The following is an 18,987-nucleotide window of genomic DNA, read 5'->3' on the forward strand; positions in this document are numbered from 1 at the left end:
ATGCGTTCCGTTCGTGGGCGACTCACCGGCCCACGCCGGGCTGTGGATAACCCGCGCGGGGCCGCGGAGCGTTCGGACACCATGTCCGGATGAGCGAGTTCGTCACCGCCCGACCCCGTCCGCGGGCGTTCTGGGCCGACCTGAGATTCCTGCTCGGCATCGCGCTGATCGTCGTCTCCGTCGCGGGCGTGTGGTTCGTCGTGGCGGCGGCGCGTCAGACGGTGCCGGTCTTTGCCGCGGCGAGCACGCTCGTGCCCGGCCAGGACGTCGACGCCGGCGATCTGCGGGTCGTGGAGGTCGCCCTCGGCGCGGTGCAGGACTCGTACGCGTCGCCGGCGACGCTGCAGCCCGGCGCGGTCGTCACGCGGACGGTGGCGGCGGGCGAGCTCGTCCCGCGCGACGCCGTGGGGGAGCCCTCGCGCGCCCGGACGACGACGATCGTGGTCCGCACCGCGAGCGAGGTGCCCGCGGCGGTGGTGACCGGCTCGGCCGTGGAGGTGTGGGCCGCGTCTCCGCTCGAGCGCGGGACGTTCGACACGCCCCGCATCCTCGTCGGTGCGGCGACGGTGGCCTCGGTCGATCGCGAGAGATCGATGATGGGCTCCGCCGGCGCCGCGGTGGAGATCGTGATCGAGCGCGCCGACGTCGCCGCCGCGCTCGCGGCGATCGCCGACGGGTCGAGTCTTGCCATCGTCCCGATCGGCGGGCCGCGCTCATGACGCTCCACGTCGTGCTGGCATCCGGCCGTGCCGACGCGGCGGCGCTCGCCGACCGGCTCCGGGAGGCGGATGCAGAGGTGCGCCGAGTGGAGCCCGCCGAGGTGCGGGGCGCCCTCGCCGGGGCGGACGTGCTGGCGGTGGATGCCGGGCGCCGCACGCTCACCCCCGGCGTGGTGGCCGCGTGCGACCGATTCGGCGTGCGCATCGTCGCGCTCTGCGACGGCGTCGCCGACAGGCGCCTCGCCGAGATGTTCGGCGTCACCGCGGTCGACGCGGCAGATGCCGTGCACGAGATCCTGGCCCCGCGCGCCCGCACCGTGCCCGTGCCGCCGCGGGGGCGTGTCATCGCCGTCTGGGGTCCGCACGGCGCGCCGGGGCGCACGACGATGGCGATCGAGGTCGCGGGGGAGCTCGCCCGCGATGGGCGTCGCGTCGGCCTCGTCGACGCGGACACCCACGCGCCGTCGCTGGCGATGCTCGCGGGCCTGCCCGACGAGGGGCCGGGGTTCGCCGCCGCGTGCCGCGCGGCCGAGCGCGGGGCGCTCACGGTCGCCGAACTCGAACGCATCTCCCTGCCGCTCGGAGACGTCTGCGTGCTCACCGGCATCAACCGGCCCGGACGCTGGCCCGAGCTGACCGCCACGAGGGTCGACGAGGCGCTCCGCCGCGGCCGGGCGTGGGTGGACGATCTCGTCGTCGACCTCGCGGCGCCGCTCGAGCGCGACGAGGAGATCGTCAGCGACCTGGACGGACCCCGGCGAAACGCGGCGACGCTCGCCGCGCTGGCCGCGGCCGACGTCGTGATCGCCGTGGTGGCGGCCGATCCGGTCGGGGTGGCGCGATTCGTGCGGGCCTACCCGGACCTGCGCGCGACGGCCGGCGCCGCGCCGATCCATGTCGTCGTGAACAAGACGCGCTCCTCGACCCTCGGCATCGACGCCCGGACGCAGATGCGCCGGACGCTGGCGCGGTACACCGGCGTCGCGGAGTGCTGGTTCATCCCCTGGGATCCGAAGGCAGCGGATGCCGCGGTGCTGCAGGCGCAACCGGTCGGTCGCGTCGCTCCGCGCTCGGCGCTCTGCTCCGCCGTACGGCGATTCGTCGGGGAGGCGATCGAACCCCCTCCCTCCGCCCGCCCCGCCGCCGCGCGAACCCGCGCGAACGCGCGTGCGGACGTCGCCGTCGACGACAGCGGCGGTCGCACGCGGACGCGACGGGCCGTCCGCGGCGCGGCCTGAGGCGCGGCCGGCGCCGCGTGGCCGGCACGTCGTTGTCGCTTAGGCTGGGTGCGTGTCGACGCTCAGCGATCTCGTCTATGCCCAGGGCCGCTCGACGGGCGCGGACATCGAGTGGCTGCACCGGCTCGCCGGTGACGGCCAGCTGCTCGCGGACCTCGCTTTCGCCGACATCGTGATCTGGGTGCCGACGGCCGACGACTCCTTCATCGCCGTCGCCCACACCCGTCCGAGCGGAGCGGCGACGCTGTTCTACCGCGACATCGTCGGCGACCTGGTCCGGCCGCAGTGGCGCACCCAGGTGCGCGACGCCTTCACCCGCGTCGAGATCGTCGACTCGGCATCCCCGGACTGGTTCGAGGAGACGCCCACGCGCGTGCGCGCCGTCCCCATCGTGCGCACGGTCGGGGGCGGCGGAAACCCGCCGACCGTCGTCGGCGTGCTCACCCGGCACACCAACCTGGGCGAGGCCCGCACGCCGTCGCGACAGCAGATCACCTTCAACGACTGCGCGGACGATCTGTTCGGCATGATCGCCAGCGCCGACTTCCCCGACCTCGCCGCGCCGACCTCCCCCCGCCGGGGCGCTCCCCGCGCCTCCGACGGTCTGATCCGCATGGACGTCGACGGCGTGACCACCTTCGCGAGCCCGAACGCGCTCTCGGCGTTCAACCGGCTGGGATTCGACGACGAGCTCGAGGGTGAGTCGCTGCTCGAGGTGGCGACCGGCATCCTGCCGAAGGGGCGCGACTTCGACGAGTCCCTTCCCATCGTGATGGCCGGACGCGCCCCGTGGCGCGCCGACATCGAGGCGCGCGGGGTCACGGTCTCGCTGCGCACCATCCCGCTCAAGGATCACGGAACCCGGATCGGGGCCATCGTGCTCTGCCGCGACGTCACCGAGATCCGCCACCAGGAGCAGGAGCTGATCACCAAGGACGCGACGATCCGGGAGATCCACCACCGGGTGAAGAACAACCTGCAGACGGTCGCCTCACTGCTGCGCATCCAGTCGCGTCGCACGCATTCCGACGAGGCGCGCGACGCGCTCACGCACGCCATGCGGCGCGTGTCGGCGATCGCGGTCGTGCACGACACGCTCTCGGAGGGGCTCGCCCAGAACGTCGACTTCGACGACGTGTTCGACCGCGTCCTCAAGCTCGTGGCCGAGGTGGCCGCGTCGCCGAACACCCGCGCGCGCACGCGCAAGACCGGCACCTTCGGCACGCTGCCGAGTGAGTACGCGACCCCCCTCGCCCTCGCGCTCACCGAGCTCGTGACCAACGCCGTGGAGCACGGCCTGGTCGATCAGGAGGGCGAGGTCGAGATCATCGCCGAACGCACCGAGGAGCAGCTCGGCGTGAAGGTGCGCGACACGGGGGTCGGGCTTCCCGAGGGTCAGGTCGGGCGCGGGCTCGGGACGCAGATCGTGCGCACGCTGATCCAGGGTGAGCTCAGCGGAACCATCGACTGGCACACCCTCGTCGGGTCCGGCACCGAGGTGACCATCGAGATCCCGATGCGCTACCTCGGGCGCGCGCAGAGCTGAGACGCGAAGGCGCGGCTCAGCTGGCGCGGCGGGCGCGCGCGGCGCGGCGCTTGAGGGCGCGGCGCTCGTCCTCGGAGAGGCCTCCCCAGACGCCCGAGTCCTGACCGGTCTCGAGGGCGTACTGCAGGCAGACCTCCGTGACGGTGCAGCGCGCGCACACGGACTTGGCTTTCTCGATCTGATCGACAGCGGGTCCGGTGTTCCCCACGGGGAAGAACAGCTCGGGGTCGACGGTCAGGCAGGCGGCTTTGTCGCGCCAATCCATAGGGGGTGCTCCTTGATGCGGGATGAGAAGTTCGGGTGGGTGTGACGTCGGGCGTCGATTACCCTGATGGTGTGCGAGCAGACGCTCGCCCCACGCCACTGTGGGAGCACACGGATAGTTCAATGCTCCCATGGTCATTCAGATGAATCAAGGGTGAACTCGGCATTTCCCCCGGCGTGTGCTGTGGATCGGCTGCACGAGAGGACCTGCGCCCATGACGACAACGAGTTCGGAGCGTATCGCCGCCGCCGTCCTGGCGCTGGAGGCGGTCGCCGTCTTCGTTCTCGCGGGGTGGGAGATCGTCGCTCTCGTCTCCGGCGACACGGATGACGCCGTCAGCTCCGTCGCGCTCATCGTCCTCACGGCGATCGGCGCCGTCGCGCTGGTCGGTTTCGCCGTCGCCGTCTTCCGCGGCCAGTCGTGGGGGCGCTCCGGAGGCATCGTGGCGCAGCTGCTCATCCTCGCCGTGGCGCTGGGGGCGATCACCGGTCCGACCCCGTCGCCGCAGACGGCGCTCTGGACGGCCCTGCCCGCGGTCGTGGGGCTCGTCGCCCTGTTCGCCGCCGTGCGTGCCGCGGCGGGGCGTCGGGACGCCCCGGACCGCGGGTGATCCTCGTCGCGGCGCGTCGTCAGCCGACGCCGAGCAGCGACCGCACGCGCGCGACGTGCCCGGTCGCCTTGACGTTGTACAGCGCGTGGGTGACGACGCCCTCGGCATCCAGGATCACCGTCGAGCGGATGACGCCCTCGACGAGCTTGCCGTAGTTCATCTTCTCGCCCCAGGCGCCGTAGGCGTCGTGGACCGCGTGGTCGGGGTCGCTCAGGAGCGGGTAGGTGAGGGCGTCGCGCTCCCGGAAGCGACGCAGCGTCGCGGGGTCGTCGCGCGAGATGCCGACGACGGTGTACCCGGCGGCCTGCAGCGGGCCGAGGCTGTCGCGGAAGTCGCACGCCTCGGTGGTGCACCCCGGGGTCATCGCGGCCGGGTAGAAGAAGAGCACGACGGGGGCGCCGCGCAGATCGTGCAGGCTGACCGGGGCGTCGTCCTGGTCGACGAGCGTGAAGTCGGGAGCGGGGGTACCGGGTTCGAGGCGGGCCATGCCACCAGCCTACGATCAGGCGAAGGTCGACAGGAGCCGCTGCAGCGAATCCAGGCGGGCGGCGCCGCGTTCTCCGAGACGGCCCTCCGCGACCGCCTCGACGATCGCGCAGTCGGGTGCGTCCGGCAGGTGCGTGCAGCCGCGCGGGCACTCCTGCGCGATCGCGGCGAGGTCGGTGAACGCCTTGAGGATGTTCGCGGGGTCGACGTGGCCCAGCCCGAACGAACGGACCCCCGGGGTGTCGATCACCCACCCGCGGCCGCCGTCGCCGAGATACCGCAGCGAGACGGTCGAGCTCGAGGTGTGACGGCCGCGTCCGGTGACCTCGTTCACGTGGCCGGTGGCCCGGTCGGCGCTCGGGACGAGCGCGTTCACGAGCGTCGACTTGCCCACGCCGGAGTGGCCCACGAACACGGTCGAGTGGCCCACGAGCCGGGTGCCGATCTCATCGACCGGCATGCTGCTGCGCCCGCTCGTGAAGATCTCCAGGTCGTCCAGCCCCTCGAAGTGCGCCAGGAAGCCGGAGGGGTCGGCGAGGTCGGTCTTGGTGACCACCAGGAGCGGGTGGATGCCGGCATCCAGCGCGGCGATGAGGTACCGGTCGACGAGGCGCGGACGCGGCTCGGGGTCGGCCGCCGCCACCACGATGAGCATCTGATCGGCGTTGGCGACGACGACGCGTTCGACCTGGTCGGTGTCGTCGGCGCTGCGGCGCAGCAGCGACGAGCGGTCCTCGATCCCCACGATCCGCGACAGCGTCCCGTCGTCGCCCGTGGTGTCGCCCACGACGCGGGCGCGGTCTCCCGTGACGATGGGCTGCTTGCGCAGCTCACGCGCGCGCGTCGCGAGCGCCGTATGCTCCTCGGGTCCGTCCTCGTCGATGAGCACCGTGTACCGGCCCCGATCGACGCCCAGCACGCGCGCGATGCGCGCGTCGGCGTGCGCCGGTCGCCGCTTCGTTCGGGGCCGGTTGGCCTTCGGGTTCGGGCGGACACGGATGTCGGCCTCGTCGAACTCGGGTTCGTCGTCGTCGTCGAGGTCCAGCCAGCTCATCTCACGGCCGCCGCACGCCGGTTCCGTCGTCGGTCTCGGCGCCCAGCATGCGCGCCCAGAGCTGGGGGAACTCGGGCATCGTCTTGGCGGTCGTCTCGATGTGATCGACCTCGATGCCGGGAACGCGAAGACCGATCAGCGCACCGGCCGTGGCGATGCGGTGATCGTGGTGCGCACGCCACAGTCCGCCGTGCAGGGGCGCGGGGATGATCCGGATGCCGTCGGGCAGCTCTTCGGCGCGCCCGCCGATGTTGCGGAGGTTGCCGATGAGGGCGTCGATGCGGTTCGTCTCGTGGCCGCGGATGTGACCGATGCCGTGGAGCGTGGTCGGGGCGTCGGCGAACGCCGCGAGCGCGAACAGCGTCGGCGCGAGCTCGCTCGCCGCACTGAGGTCGAGGTCGACACCGGCGATCCGGGGGCCTCCGGTGACCGTCAGCGCCCCTCCTCGCCGCGACGCGCGTCCGCCCAGCACGGTGAGGATCTCGGGCAGCAGTGCGCCGGGCTGCGTCGAGCTCGCCGGCCAGCCGGGGATCGTGACGGAGCCCTCCGTCAGCATCGCGGCCGCGAGGAACGGCGCCGCGTTGGACAGGTCGGGCTCGATCGCGGCATCCCGTCCGCGCAGCGTGCCCGCGGGGACGACCCACTCGTGGGGGGTGGGGTGCTCCACCTGGATGCCGCGGCGGGCGAGCGTCTCGATCGTCATCTCGATGTGGGGCGCGCTGGGCAGACGCTCCCCGGAGTGCACGAGGTGCAGCCCGACGTCGAAGCGGGGGGCGGCGAGCAGGAGGCCGGAGACGAACTGGCTGGAGCCGCTCGCGTCGATCGTGACCTCTCCGCCGCGGATGTGGCCGCGCCCGCGGACGGTGAACGGCAGCGACCAGGTGCCGCCGTCGTCGACGTCCGCACCGATCTCGCGCAGCGCCTTGATCATCTCGCCCATCGGGCGGTGCAGCGCGCTGGCATGGGCGGTCAGGGTGACGTCGCCGTCGGCGAGACCCGCGAGGGGGGCGACGAAGCGCATGACGGTGCCGGCCTGACCGCAGTCGATCTCGACGTCGCCGCGGAACGTGGCGGGGGGAGTGACGAGCAGGTCGGGCCCGAAGGCGCCCGCTCCGGGCACCTCGGTGATCTCCACCCCCAGAGCGCGCAGCGCGGCGATCATACGCTCCGAGTCCTCGGAGTGCAGCGGCGACGTCAGCGTGCTGGGGCCGTCGGCGAGGGCGGCCAGGACCAACTTGCGGTTCGTCAGAGACTTGGATCCGGGCACGGATACCGTCGCCTGGACGGCGTCATCCGCACGCGGCGCCCGCCAGACGGGATCCGCGGCCGGTTGGGGGAGGGAATACCCGGTCACTGTCATCGGGTTCTACCCTAACGAACCCATCGGACACCGCCGCCGCCCACCGCGGCGGGCCGTCCGAGCCAGACCGGGAGAGGAGCCCCGTGACCGCGACACTCGCACCCGTGCGGGCGGACATCGCCGACGTAGACTGGGCGCTGATGGAAGAGCAGGCGGCCTCAGCGCCCGACGACACGGTGTCCCAGAACCCAGCGTCCGAGTACCCCGAGCCGCCGTCGGAGGACGCGTCGACGGCGATCGACGTCCGCGCGCAGTTCGAGGAGCAGGCCCTGCCGTTCATGGACCAGCTGTACGCGGCGGGCATGCGGATGACGCGGAACCCGGCGGATGCCGCGGACCTCGTCCAGGAGACCTTCGTCAAGGCGTTCGCGTCGTGGTCCTCCTTCACGCAGGGGACCAACCTCAAGGCGTGGCTGTACCGCATCCTCACCAACACGTACATCAACACGTATCGCAAGAAGCAGCGCGAGCCCTATCAGGGCACGATCGACGACCTCGAGGACTGGCAGCTCGGCGGTGCCGAGTCGACCACGGCCACGAGCAGCCGCTCCGCCGAGGCGGAGGCCATCGACCACATGCCCGCGTCGGTGGTCAAGGACGCGCTGCAGTCGATCCCCGAGGACTTCCGGCTGGCGGTCTACCTCGCGGACGTCGAAGGCTTCGCGTATCAGGAGATCGCGGACATCATGAAAACACCCATCGGCACGGTCATGAGCCGTCTGCACCGTGGCAGACGGATGCTGCGCGACCTCCTCGCCGACTACGCACGCGAGCGCGGCATCGATGTGCCGGCGCCCGCCACTTCTTCATCAGGGAGCAGGAAATGAGCGACTGCGGCTGCGACAAAGCGCGCAAGGATCTGGAGGAGTACCTCCGCAACGAAGTCTGCAAGACGGAGCACGCGGACATCCGTGCCCATCTGGAGACCTGCCCCTCCTGCCGCGACGAGGCACTGGTCGCGACGACGCTCACCGCGGTCGTCGCGCGTGCCTGCAAGGAGACGGCGCCCGAGCAGCTGCGCGACCAGGTTCTCGCGCGTCTGCGCGCCGAGCAGGCCACGCACCACTGACCGCACCCCTGCGGGAGCGGTCCGTGACCCGGCCCTGAAACGGGGTCAGCGCGCCGGCGGCGCGAAGACGCGGAGCGCACCGGGAAGGACGTCGACCTCCAGCGGCAGCATCCCCACCGCGTCGCCGTCGGCGTAGGCGGTCGTCGCGGGGGCGGACAGCCGCACCCGCCGCACGCGTGCGGTGACGACCTCGTCGAGGCCGGTGTGCGTGCCGCGATAGACGCGGGGCAGCAGTCGCAGCAGGCGGGCGCGGCCGAGCGGGCGCACGAGCGTGACGTCGAGGAGGCCGTCGGCGAGGTCGGCATCCGGGCAGATGGGGATGCCGCCGCCGTAGGTGGGGCCGTTGCCCACCGTCGCCATGAGCAGCTCCTCGCTGCGGCGCTCGATCGTGCCGTCGTCGTGCTCGAGCTCCACCTCGAAGGCGACGCAGCGCAGCCGCAGGAACTCGATGAGGATCGCGAGGTCGTAGCGGACGTGTCCGCGGGGCCAGCGCATGCGGTTGGCACGGTCGTTCACCCGCGAGTCGAACCCGCTCGCCAGCACGGTCGCGTACGACGTCGTCGAGCCGTCGGCGCGATGCACGCGCGCGAGATCGATCGTGCGCGTGGATCCCGCCACGACGGCCTCGGCGGCGCCGCGCGCATCGCGCTCGCGCAGCCCGAGGGCCGTGGCCACGTCGTTGCCGGTCCCCGTCGGCACGATGCCGAGCGGGATGCCGGTGCCCGCGAGCTCCTGCACGGCGAGATTGACGGTGCCGTCGCCGCCCGCGACGAGCACGGCGTCGGCGCCCGCGTCGAGGGCGAGGCGCAGCAGGCGCGTCGATTCGGCGGCGCTCCCGCCCGCGATCAGCGTCGTGCGGATGCCGTGGGCGCGCAGGAGCGCGGCGACGTCCTCCGCGGCGTGCGTGCGCGCGGAGGCGCGAGCGGTCGGGTTGACGAGGAGCGCGACGTCCATGTCGTCCAGTCGGGTGTGTCGGGCCCCTCGTCTCGCCGCGTCAGACGGTCAGCGCCTTCTCGAGGATCGCGGCCTGCTCGCGCGCGTGCACCTTCGGCGAGCCCGTCGCCGTCGAGGCGGCGGCGGCGCGGGACACGCGTCGGATCGTGCGACCGTGCAGGTGCTTGACGACCTCGAGCGCGATGAACGGCCACGCGCCCTGGTTCTCGGGCTCGTCCTGCACCCACACGAGCTGCGCGTTCGGGTACCGCTCGATCACGGCGTTGAGCTGGTCGATCGGCGCGGGGTAGAGCTGCTCGAGGCGCACGAGCGCGACCTGCGGGTTGGGCTTCTTGTCGAGCTCGGCCTTCAGATCCCAGTGGATCTTCCCGGAGTGCAGCAGCACGCGCGTCACGCCCGACGGGTCGATGTTCCGGTCGTCGTCCAGCACCGGCTCGAAGCGTCCGCTGGTGAACGCGTCGACGGGGCTCGTGGCTCCGCGAAGACGCAGCATCGCCTTCGGCGTGAAGACGATCAGCGGGCGGCGCGGCCGGGCGTAGGCCTGACGGCGCAGCAGGTGGAAGTACGACGCGGGCGTGGAGGGGCGCGCGACGGTCATGTTGTCCTGCGCGCACATCTGCAGGTAGCGCTCGATGCGCGCCGAGGAGTGGTCGGGCCCCTGGCCCTCGTAGCCGTGGGGGAGCAGCAGCACGACGCTCGACTGCTGACCCCACTTCTGGTCGGCCGCGGAGATGTACTCGTCGATGACCGACTGGGCGCCGTTGGCGAAGTCGCCGAACTGCGCCTCCCACAGCGTCAGCGTGTCGGGCCGCTCGACCGAGTACCCGTACTCGAAGGCCATCGCCGCGTACTCGCTCAGCAGCGAGTCGTAGACGTAGAAGCGGCCCTGGCTCTCGGACAGGTTCGCCAGCGGCAGCCACTCCTGACCGTTCGCCCGGTCGTGCAGCACCGCGTGACGCTGGACGAACGTGCCGCGGCGGGCGTCCTGACCCGCGAGGCGCACGTTCGTGCCCTCCATCAGCACCGAGCCGAAGGCGAGCAGCTCGCCGAAGCCCCAGTCGATCTGCCCGTTGCGGCTCATGTCGAGGCGCTTGTCGAGCAGCTGCTGCAGCTTGTTGTGCACCGTGAAGCCGTCGGGCTTGTTGACGAAGGCGTCGCCGATCTGGTTGACGACCTCGACGGACACGCCGGTGGTCTCCGGCTCGCCGACGGCCTGGTCGACCGGTCCGGTCGTCGAGGGCGAGACGATGCCCGTGGCGCCGGTCTCGGCGGCGTGCGTCTCGGCGAAGGCGATCTCGAGGCGGTTCTGGAAGTCCTGCTTGGCCTTCTCGTACTCCTCCTCGGTGATGTCGCCGCGACCGACGAGCGACTCCGTGTAGAGGCGGCGCACGGAGCGCTTCGCCTCGATGAGGTTCGTCATCAGCGGCTGCGTCATCGACGGGTCGTCGCCCTCGTTGTGACCGCGGCGGCGGTAGCAGACGAGGTCGATCACGACGTCGCGGTTGAACTCCTGGCGGTAGGCCACGGCGAGCTCGGCGACACGCACGACGGCTTCGGGGTCGTCGCCGTTCACGTGGAAGATGGGCGCCTGGATCGTCTTGGCGACGTCCGTGGCGTACACCGAGGTGCGCCCGTCCTGGGGGAGGGTCGTGAAGCCGACCTGGTTGTTGACGACGACGTGCACCGTTCCGCCCGTGCGGTAGCCGCGCAGCTGCGACATCTGCAGGGTCTCGACGACGACGCCCTGGCCGGCGAAGGCCGCGTCGCCGTGCACGAGGATGGGCAGCCAGGAGAAGGAGCCGATCGGCATGCGGTCCTGCTTGGCGCGGACGACGCCTTCCAGCACCCCGTCGACCGTCTCGAGGTGCGAGGGGTTGGCGGCGAGGTACACGGGCAGTTCCTCCCCGGCATCCGACACGAACGTGCCCTGCGTGCCGAGGTGGTACTTCACGTCGCCCGAGCCGCTCTTGGAGCCGATCGCGACGGAGCCCTCGAACTCGCGGAAGATCTGGCTGTAGGTCTTGCCGGCGATGTTCGTCAGCACGTTGAGGCGGCCGCGGTGCGCCATGCCGATGGCGGCGCCGTCGAGGCCGGCACCGGCGGCGCCCTGCAGGATCTGGTCGAGCAGCGGGATGAGGGACTCGCCGCCCTCGAGGCTGAAGCGCTTCTGGCCGACGTACTTCGTCTGCAGGAAGGTCTCGAAGGCCTCGGCCTGGTTGAGCTTGTCGAGGATGCGCAGCTGCTCGTCGTGGCTCGGCTTCTGGTACTTGACCTCGACGTTGTCCTGGAACCACTTGCGCTGGGCCGGATCCTGGATGTGCATGTACTCGACGCCGACCGTGCGGCAGTACGAGTCGCGGAGGACGCCCAGGATGTCGCGCAGCTTCATGAGCCGCTTGCCGCCGAAACCTCCTGTGACGAACTCGCGGTCGAGGTCCCAGAAGGTGAGGCCGTGGTTCTCGATCTCGAGGTCGGGGTGCGTGCGCTGCACGTACTCGAGCGGGTCCGTGTCGGCCATGAGGTGGCCGCGGACGCGGTAGGAGTTGATGAGCTCCTGCACGCGGGCGGTCTTGTCGACGCGCTCGGCGATGTCGACGTTGATGTCGCCGGCCCAGTGGATGGGCGCGTAGGGGATGCGCAGGGCCGCGAAGACGCCCTCGTAGAAGCCGCGCTGACCGGTGAGCAGCTCGTGGACGATCTTCAGGAACTCGCCGGAGCCCGCGCCCTGGATCACGCGGTGGTCGTACGTGCTGGTCAGGGTGATCGTCTTGCCGATGCCGAGCTCGACCAGGGTCTTCTCGCTCGAGCCTTGGAACTCGGCGGGGTACTCGAGGGCGCCGGCGCCGACGATGCAGCCCTGGCCCTTCATGAGGCGCGGCACGGAGTGGACCGTGCCGATGCCGCCGGGGTTGGTCAGCGAGATCGTGGTGCCCTGGAAGTCAGCGGCGGTGAGCTTGCCGCCGCGGGCGCGCTTGACGAGGTCCTCGTAGGCCGAGAGGTACTCGCCGAACGTCAGCGACTCCGCCTGCTTGATGGAGGGCACCATGAGCGCGCGCGTGCCGTCGGGCTTGGGCAGGTCGATCGCGATGCCGAGGTTGATGTGCGCGGGGGCGACGACCGACGGCTTGCCGTCGATCTCGGCGTAGGACACGTTCTGGCTGGGGAAGGCCTTGAGCGCCTGGATGAGCGCCCAGCCGATGAGGTGCGTGAAGCTGACCTTGCCGCCGCGCGTGCGCGACATGTGGTTGTTGATCACGATGCGGTTGTCGATCATGAGCTTCGCCGGCACGGTGCGCACGCTCGTCGCGGTCGGCACGGTGAGCGACTCGTCCATGTTCGCGGCGAGGGTCTTCGGCATGCCGCGCAGCGGCGTGACGACGTCCTCGCGGGCGGCCGGGGTCGGCGTCGGGTCGGTGTTCGGCGCCTGGGCCGGCACGGGCTGCGGCGAGGCGGGCCGCGCGGTGGTGCGCGCGACCGGCTGCGCGCCGACGACGGGGATCGGCGCGGTCATCGGGCGGGCGTCGGTCGCCGCCGGGGCGGTCGGCGCCGGAGCGGATGCGGCGGCGGGGGCCGTCGTCGCGGGCGCGGGCGTCCCGGCATCCGTCTGGGTCTTCTCGTACGCCTCCAGCACGGGCCACCAGGCCCGGTCGACCGAGTCGCGATCCTTCGCGAACTGGTCGTACATCTCGGCGACGAGCCATTCGTTGGCCCCGAACTCGCCGTCGCTCGAAGTTCCCACGCCGGTCACCTGACTGGACACGGTTGCGCCTGCTTTCATCGATGAACTTCAGATCGTGCGAGGCCCGCTGCTGTGTATGGCGCGGCCCACACGCACACGTTCATCAAGGGTATCCCAGGTTTTCTGTCGGTACCGTGGGAACCATGCAGTTCTCCGGCGCCCAGCCCACCGTCGATCTCACCTACTCCGACGTGTTCCTCGTGCCCCGTCGCTCGGGCGTGACGAGCCGGCTGGACGTCGACCTGTCGCCGCGCGACGGCACCTCCGCGACCATCCCACTGGTCGCGTCGAACATGAACTCGGTCACCGGTCCCCGCCTCGCCGCGGCCCTCGCCCGCCGAGGCGGGCTGGGCGTGCTGCCGCAGGACATGCCGCTGCAGGACATCGACGCGGCGATCCGCTGGGTCAAGGACCAGCCCGTGCCGTGGGACACGCCCCTCGTGCTGGGCGCCGATGCGACCGTCGCCGAGGCCGCGGCGCTGCTTCCCGCGACGGAGGGCCACGGCATCGTCGTGGTGTCCGGCGACACCGCCCGCGTCCACGTCGACGACATCCTCGGGGTCGTGCCGGCCACGCGCCTCGGAACGGCGCTTCCCGACGCGCGGCTGGGCGATCTCGCCCGCGGGCGCGGGGCCTCGATCGACGCCGACGACGTCACCGACGCCCGCCACGCCTTCGACCTGATCGTCGCCGCGGGCGCCGAGACCGTCTGCGTCCTGCACCACGGCTACCTCGTCGGCACGCTCTCGCAGCGCACGGCGCTGCGCTCGACGCTGTACCGCCCCGCCGTCGACGCGGACGGTCGACTGATCGTCGCGGCGGCCGTGGGCATCAACGGCGACGTCGCCGCCAAGGCCCGCGCGCTCGTCGCGGCCGGCGTCGACGTGCTCGTCGTCGACACCGCGCACGGCCACCAGGAGGGGATGCTGCGCGCGCTGCACACGGTGTCGGAGCTGGGCCTGGGCATCCCGATCGCGGCCGGCAACATCGTCACGGCCGAGGGCGTGCGCGATCTCGTCGGGGCGGGGGCGACCATCCTCAAGGTGGGCGTCGGACCGGGCGCGATGTGCACGACCCGCATGATGACCGCGGTGGGCCGCCCGCAGTTCTCCGCCGTGCTCGAGACGGCGCAGGCCGCCGCCGAGCTCGGCGCGCACGTCTGGGCGGACGGTGGCGTGCGCTACCCGCGCGACGTGGCGCTGGCCCTGGCCGCGGGCGCGGCATCCGTCATGATCGGCTCGTGGTTCGCCGGGACGATCGAGGCTCCGGGCCAGCTGCAGGTCGACGAGGCCGGCCGCGTCTTCAAGGAGTCGTGGGGGATGGCCTCGACGAAGGCGGTCCAGGGCCGCTTCGGGCGCCTCGACCCCTACGAGCGTGCCCGCAAGGAGCTGTTCGCGGAGGGCATCTCGTCGTCGAAGATCTACCTCGACCCGCTGCGGCCGTCCGTGGAGGACCTCGTCGACATGATCACGTCGGGCGTGCGGTCCTCGTTCACCTACGCGGGGGCTGCGACGGTGCCCGCGTTCCACGAGCGTGCGACGGTCGGGCTGCAGTCCGCCGCCGGTTACGAGGAGGGCAAGGCCCTGCCTGTCAGCTGGTGACCTCCTCGGCTCCGCGCCCTTCCCACTCGCGCCGCAGCACTCCCATGACCACCGAGTCGTAACGCGTGCCGCGCACCTCGCGGGCGTCGCGGAAGCGGGCTTCCTCCGTGAAACCCAGGCGGCGGCCGACGGCGAGCATGCGCTCATTGCCGGACCACGTCGAGTAGTCGAGTCGCACGGCCGCCGTGGTGCGGAAGAGGTAGTCGGTCCAGACGGCCAGCGCATTCGTTCCGATCCCGCGGCCGCGGATCGACGGGTCGTACACGGTGAGCCCCATGCGCCGCCAGTCCGATTCCTCCGACTCCCAGTGCCACGAGGCACTACCGATCATCGTCGCGGGCTCCGTGACGGTCGCGATCACCGCGCGCGGCAGCGGGGACTGCGCGGCATAGCTGCCGTCGTCGACCGCTGCGGCCAGACGGGCGCAGGCCGCGTCGATCTGCGTGCTGTCGAGCTTCGGAAAGTAGGGGCCGTCCCAGCGGTGCCACTCCTGATCGGGCTGCAGCCACCGCCGGTAGGTGGCGATGTCGGTCGCGGTGAACGCCCGGACGCGGATGCCGCCGCGCTCGCCGATGACTTCTGCGTGCTCGATCCGCTCCACCCTCACATTGTGCCCGCGGCATCCAGCCCAGACGCGGGCCGGGTGCCGTAAACTCTTCTGCACCATGGACGACCCTCCCAGTTGTAGACGATCGCCCCACCGACCCTCCCCGAGCATGATCGGGGGTGACGCGTGATGGAATTCGTCATGTTGGGCGTGGGGCTTCTGCTCACCATCGGAACGGGACTGTTCGTCGCGAGCGAGTTCGCGCTGGTCAACCTCGATCGCGCCGACCTCGAGGCCCGCCAGGCCGCCGGCGAGTCGCGGCTGTCGCTGACCATCAGCGCGCTGCGCATCACCTCCACGCACCTGTCGAGCGCGCAGCTGGGCATCACGCTCACGACGCTGCTCACCGGTTACACGATGGAGCCCGCGCTGACGAGCCTGCTCAGTCCCGTGCTCGCGGGATGGGGCGTGCCCGACACGCTCGTGCGCGTCATCGCCACCACCCTGGCCATCGTCATCGCCACGACGTTCTCGATGATCCTCGGCGAGCTGGTGCCGAAGAATTTCGCCCTCGCCATCCCGCGTCAGACCGCCAAGCTCGTCATCCCGTTCCAGGTCGCCTTCACGACCGTCTTCCGCCCCGCGATCACCGTGCTCAACGGGAGCGCGAACGGTGTGCTGCGCGGCATGGGCATCGAGCCCAAGGAGGAGCTGTCGGGCGCCCGCACGGCCGAGGAGCTGTCCAGCCTCGTGCGCCGCTCCGCGAGCGCCGGCCTCCTCGAGGAGGACACGGCATCCCTGCTGGATCGCACCCTCACCTTCGCGCGGCTCACCACCGCCGACGTGATGACCCCGCGGCCCAGCATCCACGCCGTCGCCGCCGGTGACAGCGTCGAGGACGTCATCCAGCTCGCCCGGCGCACGGGCCACAGCCGCTTCCCCGTCTACGACGAGTCGATGGACGACATCACCGGCATCGTCCACCTCAAGCAGGCCGTCAGCGTGCCGCGCGAGCGTCGCGGCGACGTGCCGGCCGCCGCGATCGCGCAGGAGCCGCTGCGGGTGCCCGAGGCCGTCCACCTGGACGCCGTCATGTCGGAGCTGCGCTCCCGCGGATACCAGATGGCGATCGTCGTCGACGAGTACGGCGGGACCGCCGGGGTCGTGACCCTCGAAGACCTCGTGGAGGAGATCGTGGGCGAAGTGCTCGACGAGCACGACCGCAGCCGGGCCGGCGTCGTGCGGATGGCCGGAGCGGTCACGTTCCCCGCCGAGCTGCGTCCGGATGAGGTGCTCGACCGCACCGGCATCCGCGTGCCCGAGGGCGACGTGTACGACACCGTCGGCGGATTCTTCATGTCGACCCTCGAGCGCATCCCCGTCGTCGGGGACCGCATCGATCTCGAGGACGGGACGCTGGAGGTGCAGCGGATGGACGGCCGGCGCGTCGACCGCGTCCGGTTCACGCCGCACCCGCTGCCGGACGGTGCCGACGTGCCCGACGCGGCACGCGAGGGAGGTGAGCGACGATGAGCGATTGGGCCGGAATCGCCTGGCTGGTCGTCCTGCTGGCGTTCAACGCGTTCTTCGTCGGCGCCGAGTTCGCCGTGATCTCCGCACGCCGCTCGCAGATCGAGCCGCTCGCCGAGAAGGGGTCGAAGACGGCGGTCACCGCGTTGTACGCGATGGAGCACGCCACCCTGATGCTGGCCACGAGCCAGCTCGGCATCACGATCTGCTCGCTGCTGATCCTGAACGTCTCCGAGCCGGCGATCCACCACCTCCTGGAGGTGCCGCTCGGACTCACGGGGTGGAGCGAGGCCGTCATCGGCGGTGTCGCGTTCGCGATCGCCCTGATCCTCGTGTCGTACCTGCACGTCGTGTTCGGCGAGATGGTGCCGAAGAACCTCGCGTTCTCGCTGCCCGACCGGGCCGTGCTCCTGCTCGCCACCCCGCTGGTGTGGACGTCGAAGCTGTTCTACCCGATCATCGTCGCGCTCAACTGGATCGCGAACCACATCGTGCGCCTGTTCCGCGTGGAGCCGAAGGACGAGGCGGCGTCGACGTTCACGCTCGACGAGGTCGCCACGATCGTGAACCAGTCGCGCATCGAGGGTGTGCTCGACGATGCGTCGGGCGCGGTGACGGCCGCGGTGGAGTTCACCGACAAGAAGGCGCGCGACGTCGCCGTGCCGCTGTCCGAGCTGGTGACGCTGCCCGAGACGACGACGCCCGACGAGATCGAGCGCGCCGTCGCCAAGCACGGGTTCTCGCGGTACGTGATCGTGGATGCCGAGGGTGCCCCGATCGGCTACGTGCACCTGAAGGACGTGCTGCGCGCCGCCGAGGGCGCCGGGGCCGAGGAGAAGATCGTCGCTCCGATCAAGCCCAAGCGCATCCACCACATGGTGCCCGTCGCCGAGACGACCGACCTCGAGGACGCGCTGGCGCTCATGCGGCGCACGAGCCGTCACCTGGCCCAGGTGCGCAACGCGGCGGGGGAGACGACGGCGGTGCTGTTCCTCGAGGACATCATCGAGGAGCTCGTCGGCGAGGTGCACGACGCGACGCGTCGCGGCTACTGAGCGGGAGCGGCGTTTCGACGCGGCCCTGCGGGCCTCGCTCGACGACCGGGAGGGATGACCCCCCGGTCGTCGAGCGAGCGGAGCGCGTCGACACGTCCGCGCGGCGCCCGATCAGCGGGCGACGGGGCGGGCGCGCAGGTACTGCGGCGGCCAAAGGCCCGCGTCGGGCTCACCGAGCTCGACCTGCGCGCGCAGCGCGAAGTGCGGATCGCGCAGCCACTCGCGCCCGGCGAGGATGACGTCGGCGGCGCCGGAGGCGAGGATCTCCTCGGCCTGAGCGCCCGACGAGATCTCGCCGACCGCGCTCACCGCCACGCCGCCCTCGCGGCGCACTTCGGCGGCCAGTGGCACCTGGTAGCCGGGACCGGTGGTGATGCGCTGATGGGCGACGAGCCCGCCGCTGGAGATGTCGAAGAAGTGGGCGCCGCGCGCGGCCGCCCAGGCGGCCACGGTCGCCGTCTGCGCGGCATCCCATCCGCCTTCGGCCCAGTCGGATGCCGAGAATCGCACGAGCAGCGCGGCGTCGGGGGCCGCCGCGTGTACGGCGTCCACGACGCGCAGCAGCAGGCGGGCGCGGTTCTCGAGGGAGCCGCCGTACTCGTCGGTGCGGAGGTTGGACAGCGGCGAGAGGAACTGGTGCAGGAGGTAGCCGTGCGCGGCGTGGATCTCGAGCACCTCGAAGCCGGCGGCGACGGCGCGCGCCGCGGCATCCGCGAACGCCTCGACGATGCGGTCGATGCCGGCGGCGTCCAGCGCTTCGGGCGCTTCGAACCCGTCGTAGGCGACGGCGGACGGCGCGACGGTGCTCCAGCCGCCCTCGCTCAGGGGGACGGTGCCGCGGCGGCCCGAGAAGGGCGACCACGTCGACGCCTTGCGGCCGGCGTGGGCGAGCTGCACGCCGGGCAGAGCGCCGCGGGAGCGGATCGCGGCGGCGATGGGGGCCCAGGCGTCGCGCTGCTCGTCGTTCCACAGGCCGACGTCCTCCGGTGAGATCCGGCCCTCGGGGACGACGGCGGTCGCCTCGGCGATCACGACGCCGGCACCGCCCGAGGCGAACTGGGCGAGGTGCACGTGGTGCCAGTCGTTCGGCACGCCGTCGGCGGCCGAGTACTGGCACATGGGCGCGACCCACAGGCGGTTGCGCACCGTGCGTCCGGCCAGATCGTAGGGGGTGAACAGCAGGCTCATCGTGACTCTCCGGAGGGGTCGTGGGG

At 71.8% G+C, this 18,987-nt stretch carries 17 protein-coding genes; 9 read left to right on the top strand and 8 right to left on the bottom strand.

Annotated elements, in window-relative coordinates; genetic code table 11:
* Positions 1–89: 89 nt before the first annotated feature.
* From MHO01S_RS07280 to MHO01S_RS07290, 3 genes are read left to right on the top strand one after another with little or no spacing between them, the layout of a single operon-like run.
* Positions 90–719 carry a hypothetical protein gene (locus tag MHO01S_RS07280; RefSeq protein WP_060960910.1) on the top strand — a complete coding sequence of 210 codons (630 nt, stop codon included), beginning with the start codon at positions 90–92 and terminating at the stop codon, positions 717–719.
* Positions 716–1,957: a CpaE/TadZ family protein gene (locus MHO01S_RS07285; RefSeq protein ID WP_061782071.1), complete on the top strand. Its 1,242-nt coding sequence runs from the start codon at positions 716–718 to the stop codon at positions 1,955–1,957. Before MHO01S_RS07280 ends, MHO01S_RS07285 begins: the two co-directional genes overlap by 4 nt.
* Before the next feature lie 52 nt (positions 1,958–2,009).
* Positions 2,010–3,503 (top strand): sensor histidine kinase, encoded by a 1,494-nt coding sequence (locus MHO01S_RS07290; RefSeq protein ID WP_060960909.1) that lies wholly within the window; start codon positions 2,010–2,012, stop codon positions 3,501–3,503.
* 16 nt (positions 3,504–3,519) lie between these two features.
* Here MHO01S_RS07290 and MHO01S_RS07295 read toward each other — a convergent pair whose 3' ends face one another.
* The gene (locus MHO01S_RS07295; protein WP_005048317.1) at positions 3,520–3,768 is read right to left on the bottom strand and encodes a WhiB family transcriptional regulator; all 249 of its coding nucleotides are present in this window, start codon (positions 3,766–3,768) and stop codon (positions 3,520–3,522) included.
* A 214-nt stretch (positions 3,769–3,982) separates the two neighbouring features.
* Between MHO01S_RS07295 and MHO01S_RS07300 the strand changes: the two genes are divergently transcribed.
* Positions 3,983–4,378, top strand: coding sequence for a hypothetical protein (locus MHO01S_RS07300; RefSeq protein ID WP_060960908.1), 396 nt, complete (start codon positions 3,983–3,985; stop codon positions 4,376–4,378).
* Between the two features lie 19 nt (positions 4,379–4,397).
* Here MHO01S_RS07300 and bcp read toward each other — a convergent pair whose 3' ends face one another.
* Genes bcp through aroA form a run of 3 tightly spaced genes read right to left on the bottom strand, consistent with a single transcriptional unit; the run spans position 4,398 to position 7,278 of the window.
* Entirely contained in the window at positions 4,398–4,865 is a 468-nt protein-coding gene (bcp, locus tag MHO01S_RS07305) for a thioredoxin-dependent thiol peroxidase (protein WP_060960907.1), read from the bottom strand.
* A 15-nt stretch (positions 4,866–4,880) separates the two neighbouring features.
* Complete coding sequence (gene rsgA, locus MHO01S_RS07310; RefSeq protein ID WP_061782072.1) at positions 4,881–5,918, bottom strand: ribosome small subunit-dependent GTPase A; 1,038 nt, start codon at positions 5,916–5,918, stop codon at positions 4,881–4,883.
* Position 5,919: 1 nt separating this feature from the next.
* Positions 5,920–7,278, bottom strand: coding sequence for a 3-phosphoshikimate 1-carboxyvinyltransferase (gene aroA, locus MHO01S_RS07315; RefSeq protein ID WP_061782073.1), 1,359 nt, complete (start codon positions 7,276–7,278; stop codon positions 5,920–5,922).
* 83 nt (positions 7,279–7,361) lie between these two features.
* Here aroA and MHO01S_RS07320 point away from each other — a divergent pair, with 83 nt between their 5' ends.
* Both MHO01S_RS07320 and MHO01S_RS07325 read left to right on the top strand, forming a co-directional pair.
* The gene (locus MHO01S_RS07320) at positions 7,362–8,105 is read left to right on the top strand and encodes a sigma-70 family RNA polymerase sigma factor (RefSeq protein WP_082734285.1); all 744 of its coding nucleotides are present in this window, start codon (positions 7,362–7,364) and stop codon (positions 8,103–8,105) included.
* Positions 8,102–8,347: a zf-HC2 domain-containing protein gene (locus tag MHO01S_RS07325; protein WP_060960904.1), complete on the top strand. Its 246-nt coding sequence runs from the start codon at positions 8,102–8,104 to the stop codon at positions 8,345–8,347. The genes MHO01S_RS07320 and MHO01S_RS07325 overlap by 4 nt, the downstream gene beginning before the upstream one ends.
* A gap of 45 nt (positions 8,348–8,392) precedes the next feature.
* Here the strand turns inward: MHO01S_RS07325 and MHO01S_RS07330 are convergent, their stop codons facing one another.
* A complete protein-coding gene (locus tag MHO01S_RS07330) occupies positions 8,393–9,301 on the bottom strand; it encodes a diacylglycerol kinase (protein ID WP_060960903.1) in 909 nt (302 codons plus the stop codon).
* Positions 9,302–9,341: 40 nt separating this feature from the next.
* The gene (locus tag MHO01S_RS07335) at positions 9,342–13,061 is read right to left on the bottom strand and encodes a multifunctional oxoglutarate decarboxylase/oxoglutarate dehydrogenase thiamine pyrophosphate-binding subunit/dihydrolipoyllysine-residue succinyltransferase subunit (RefSeq protein ID WP_082808049.1); all 3,720 of its coding nucleotides are present in this window, start codon (positions 13,059–13,061) and stop codon (positions 9,342–9,344) included.
* A 122-nt stretch (positions 13,062–13,183) separates the two neighbouring features.
* On the opposite strand from MHO01S_RS07335, the gene guaB1 reads away from it, so the two are divergent.
* Positions 13,184–14,641: a GMP reductase gene (gene guaB1 / locus MHO01S_RS07340; protein ID WP_061782074.1), complete on the top strand. Its 1,458-nt coding sequence runs from the start codon at positions 13,184–13,186 to the stop codon at positions 14,639–14,641.
* Here guaB1 and MHO01S_RS07345 read toward each other — a convergent pair.
* Positions 14,631–15,242 (bottom strand): GNAT family N-acetyltransferase, encoded by a 612-nt coding sequence (locus MHO01S_RS07345; RefSeq protein WP_231735197.1) that lies wholly within the window; start codon positions 15,240–15,242, stop codon positions 14,631–14,633. The two genes, guaB1 and MHO01S_RS07345, sit on opposite strands and share 11 nt — an antisense overlap.
* Positions 15,243–15,377: 135 nt before the next feature.
* Here MHO01S_RS07345 and MHO01S_RS07350 point away from each other — a divergent pair, with 135 nt between their 5' ends.
* Together MHO01S_RS07350 and MHO01S_RS07355 are read left to right on the top strand one after the other, a co-directional pair.
* On the top strand, positions 15,378–16,721 hold the full coding sequence (locus MHO01S_RS07350; RefSeq protein WP_060960901.1) for a hemolysin family protein: 1,344 nt from the start codon (positions 15,378–15,380) through the stop codon (positions 16,719–16,721).
* Positions 16,718–17,773, top strand: coding sequence for a hemolysin family protein (locus tag MHO01S_RS07355; RefSeq protein ID WP_060960900.1), 1,056 nt, complete (start codon positions 16,718–16,720; stop codon positions 17,771–17,773). Before MHO01S_RS07350 ends, MHO01S_RS07355 begins: the two co-directional genes overlap by 4 nt.
* Before the next feature lie 111 nt (positions 17,774–17,884).
* Here the strand turns inward: MHO01S_RS07355 and MHO01S_RS07360 are convergent, their stop codons facing one another.
* Positions 17,885–18,961, bottom strand: coding sequence for an NADH:flavin oxidoreductase/NADH oxidase (locus MHO01S_RS07360; protein ID WP_061782075.1), 1,077 nt, complete (start codon positions 18,959–18,961; stop codon positions 17,885–17,887).
* Positions 18,962–18,987: the final 26 nt, after the last annotated feature.

Origin of the sequence: Microbacterium hominis NBRC 15708, from assembly GCF_001592125.1 — a bacterium.
GTDB lineage: Bacteria > Actinomycetota > Actinomycetes > Actinomycetales > Microbacteriaceae > Microbacterium > Microbacterium hominis.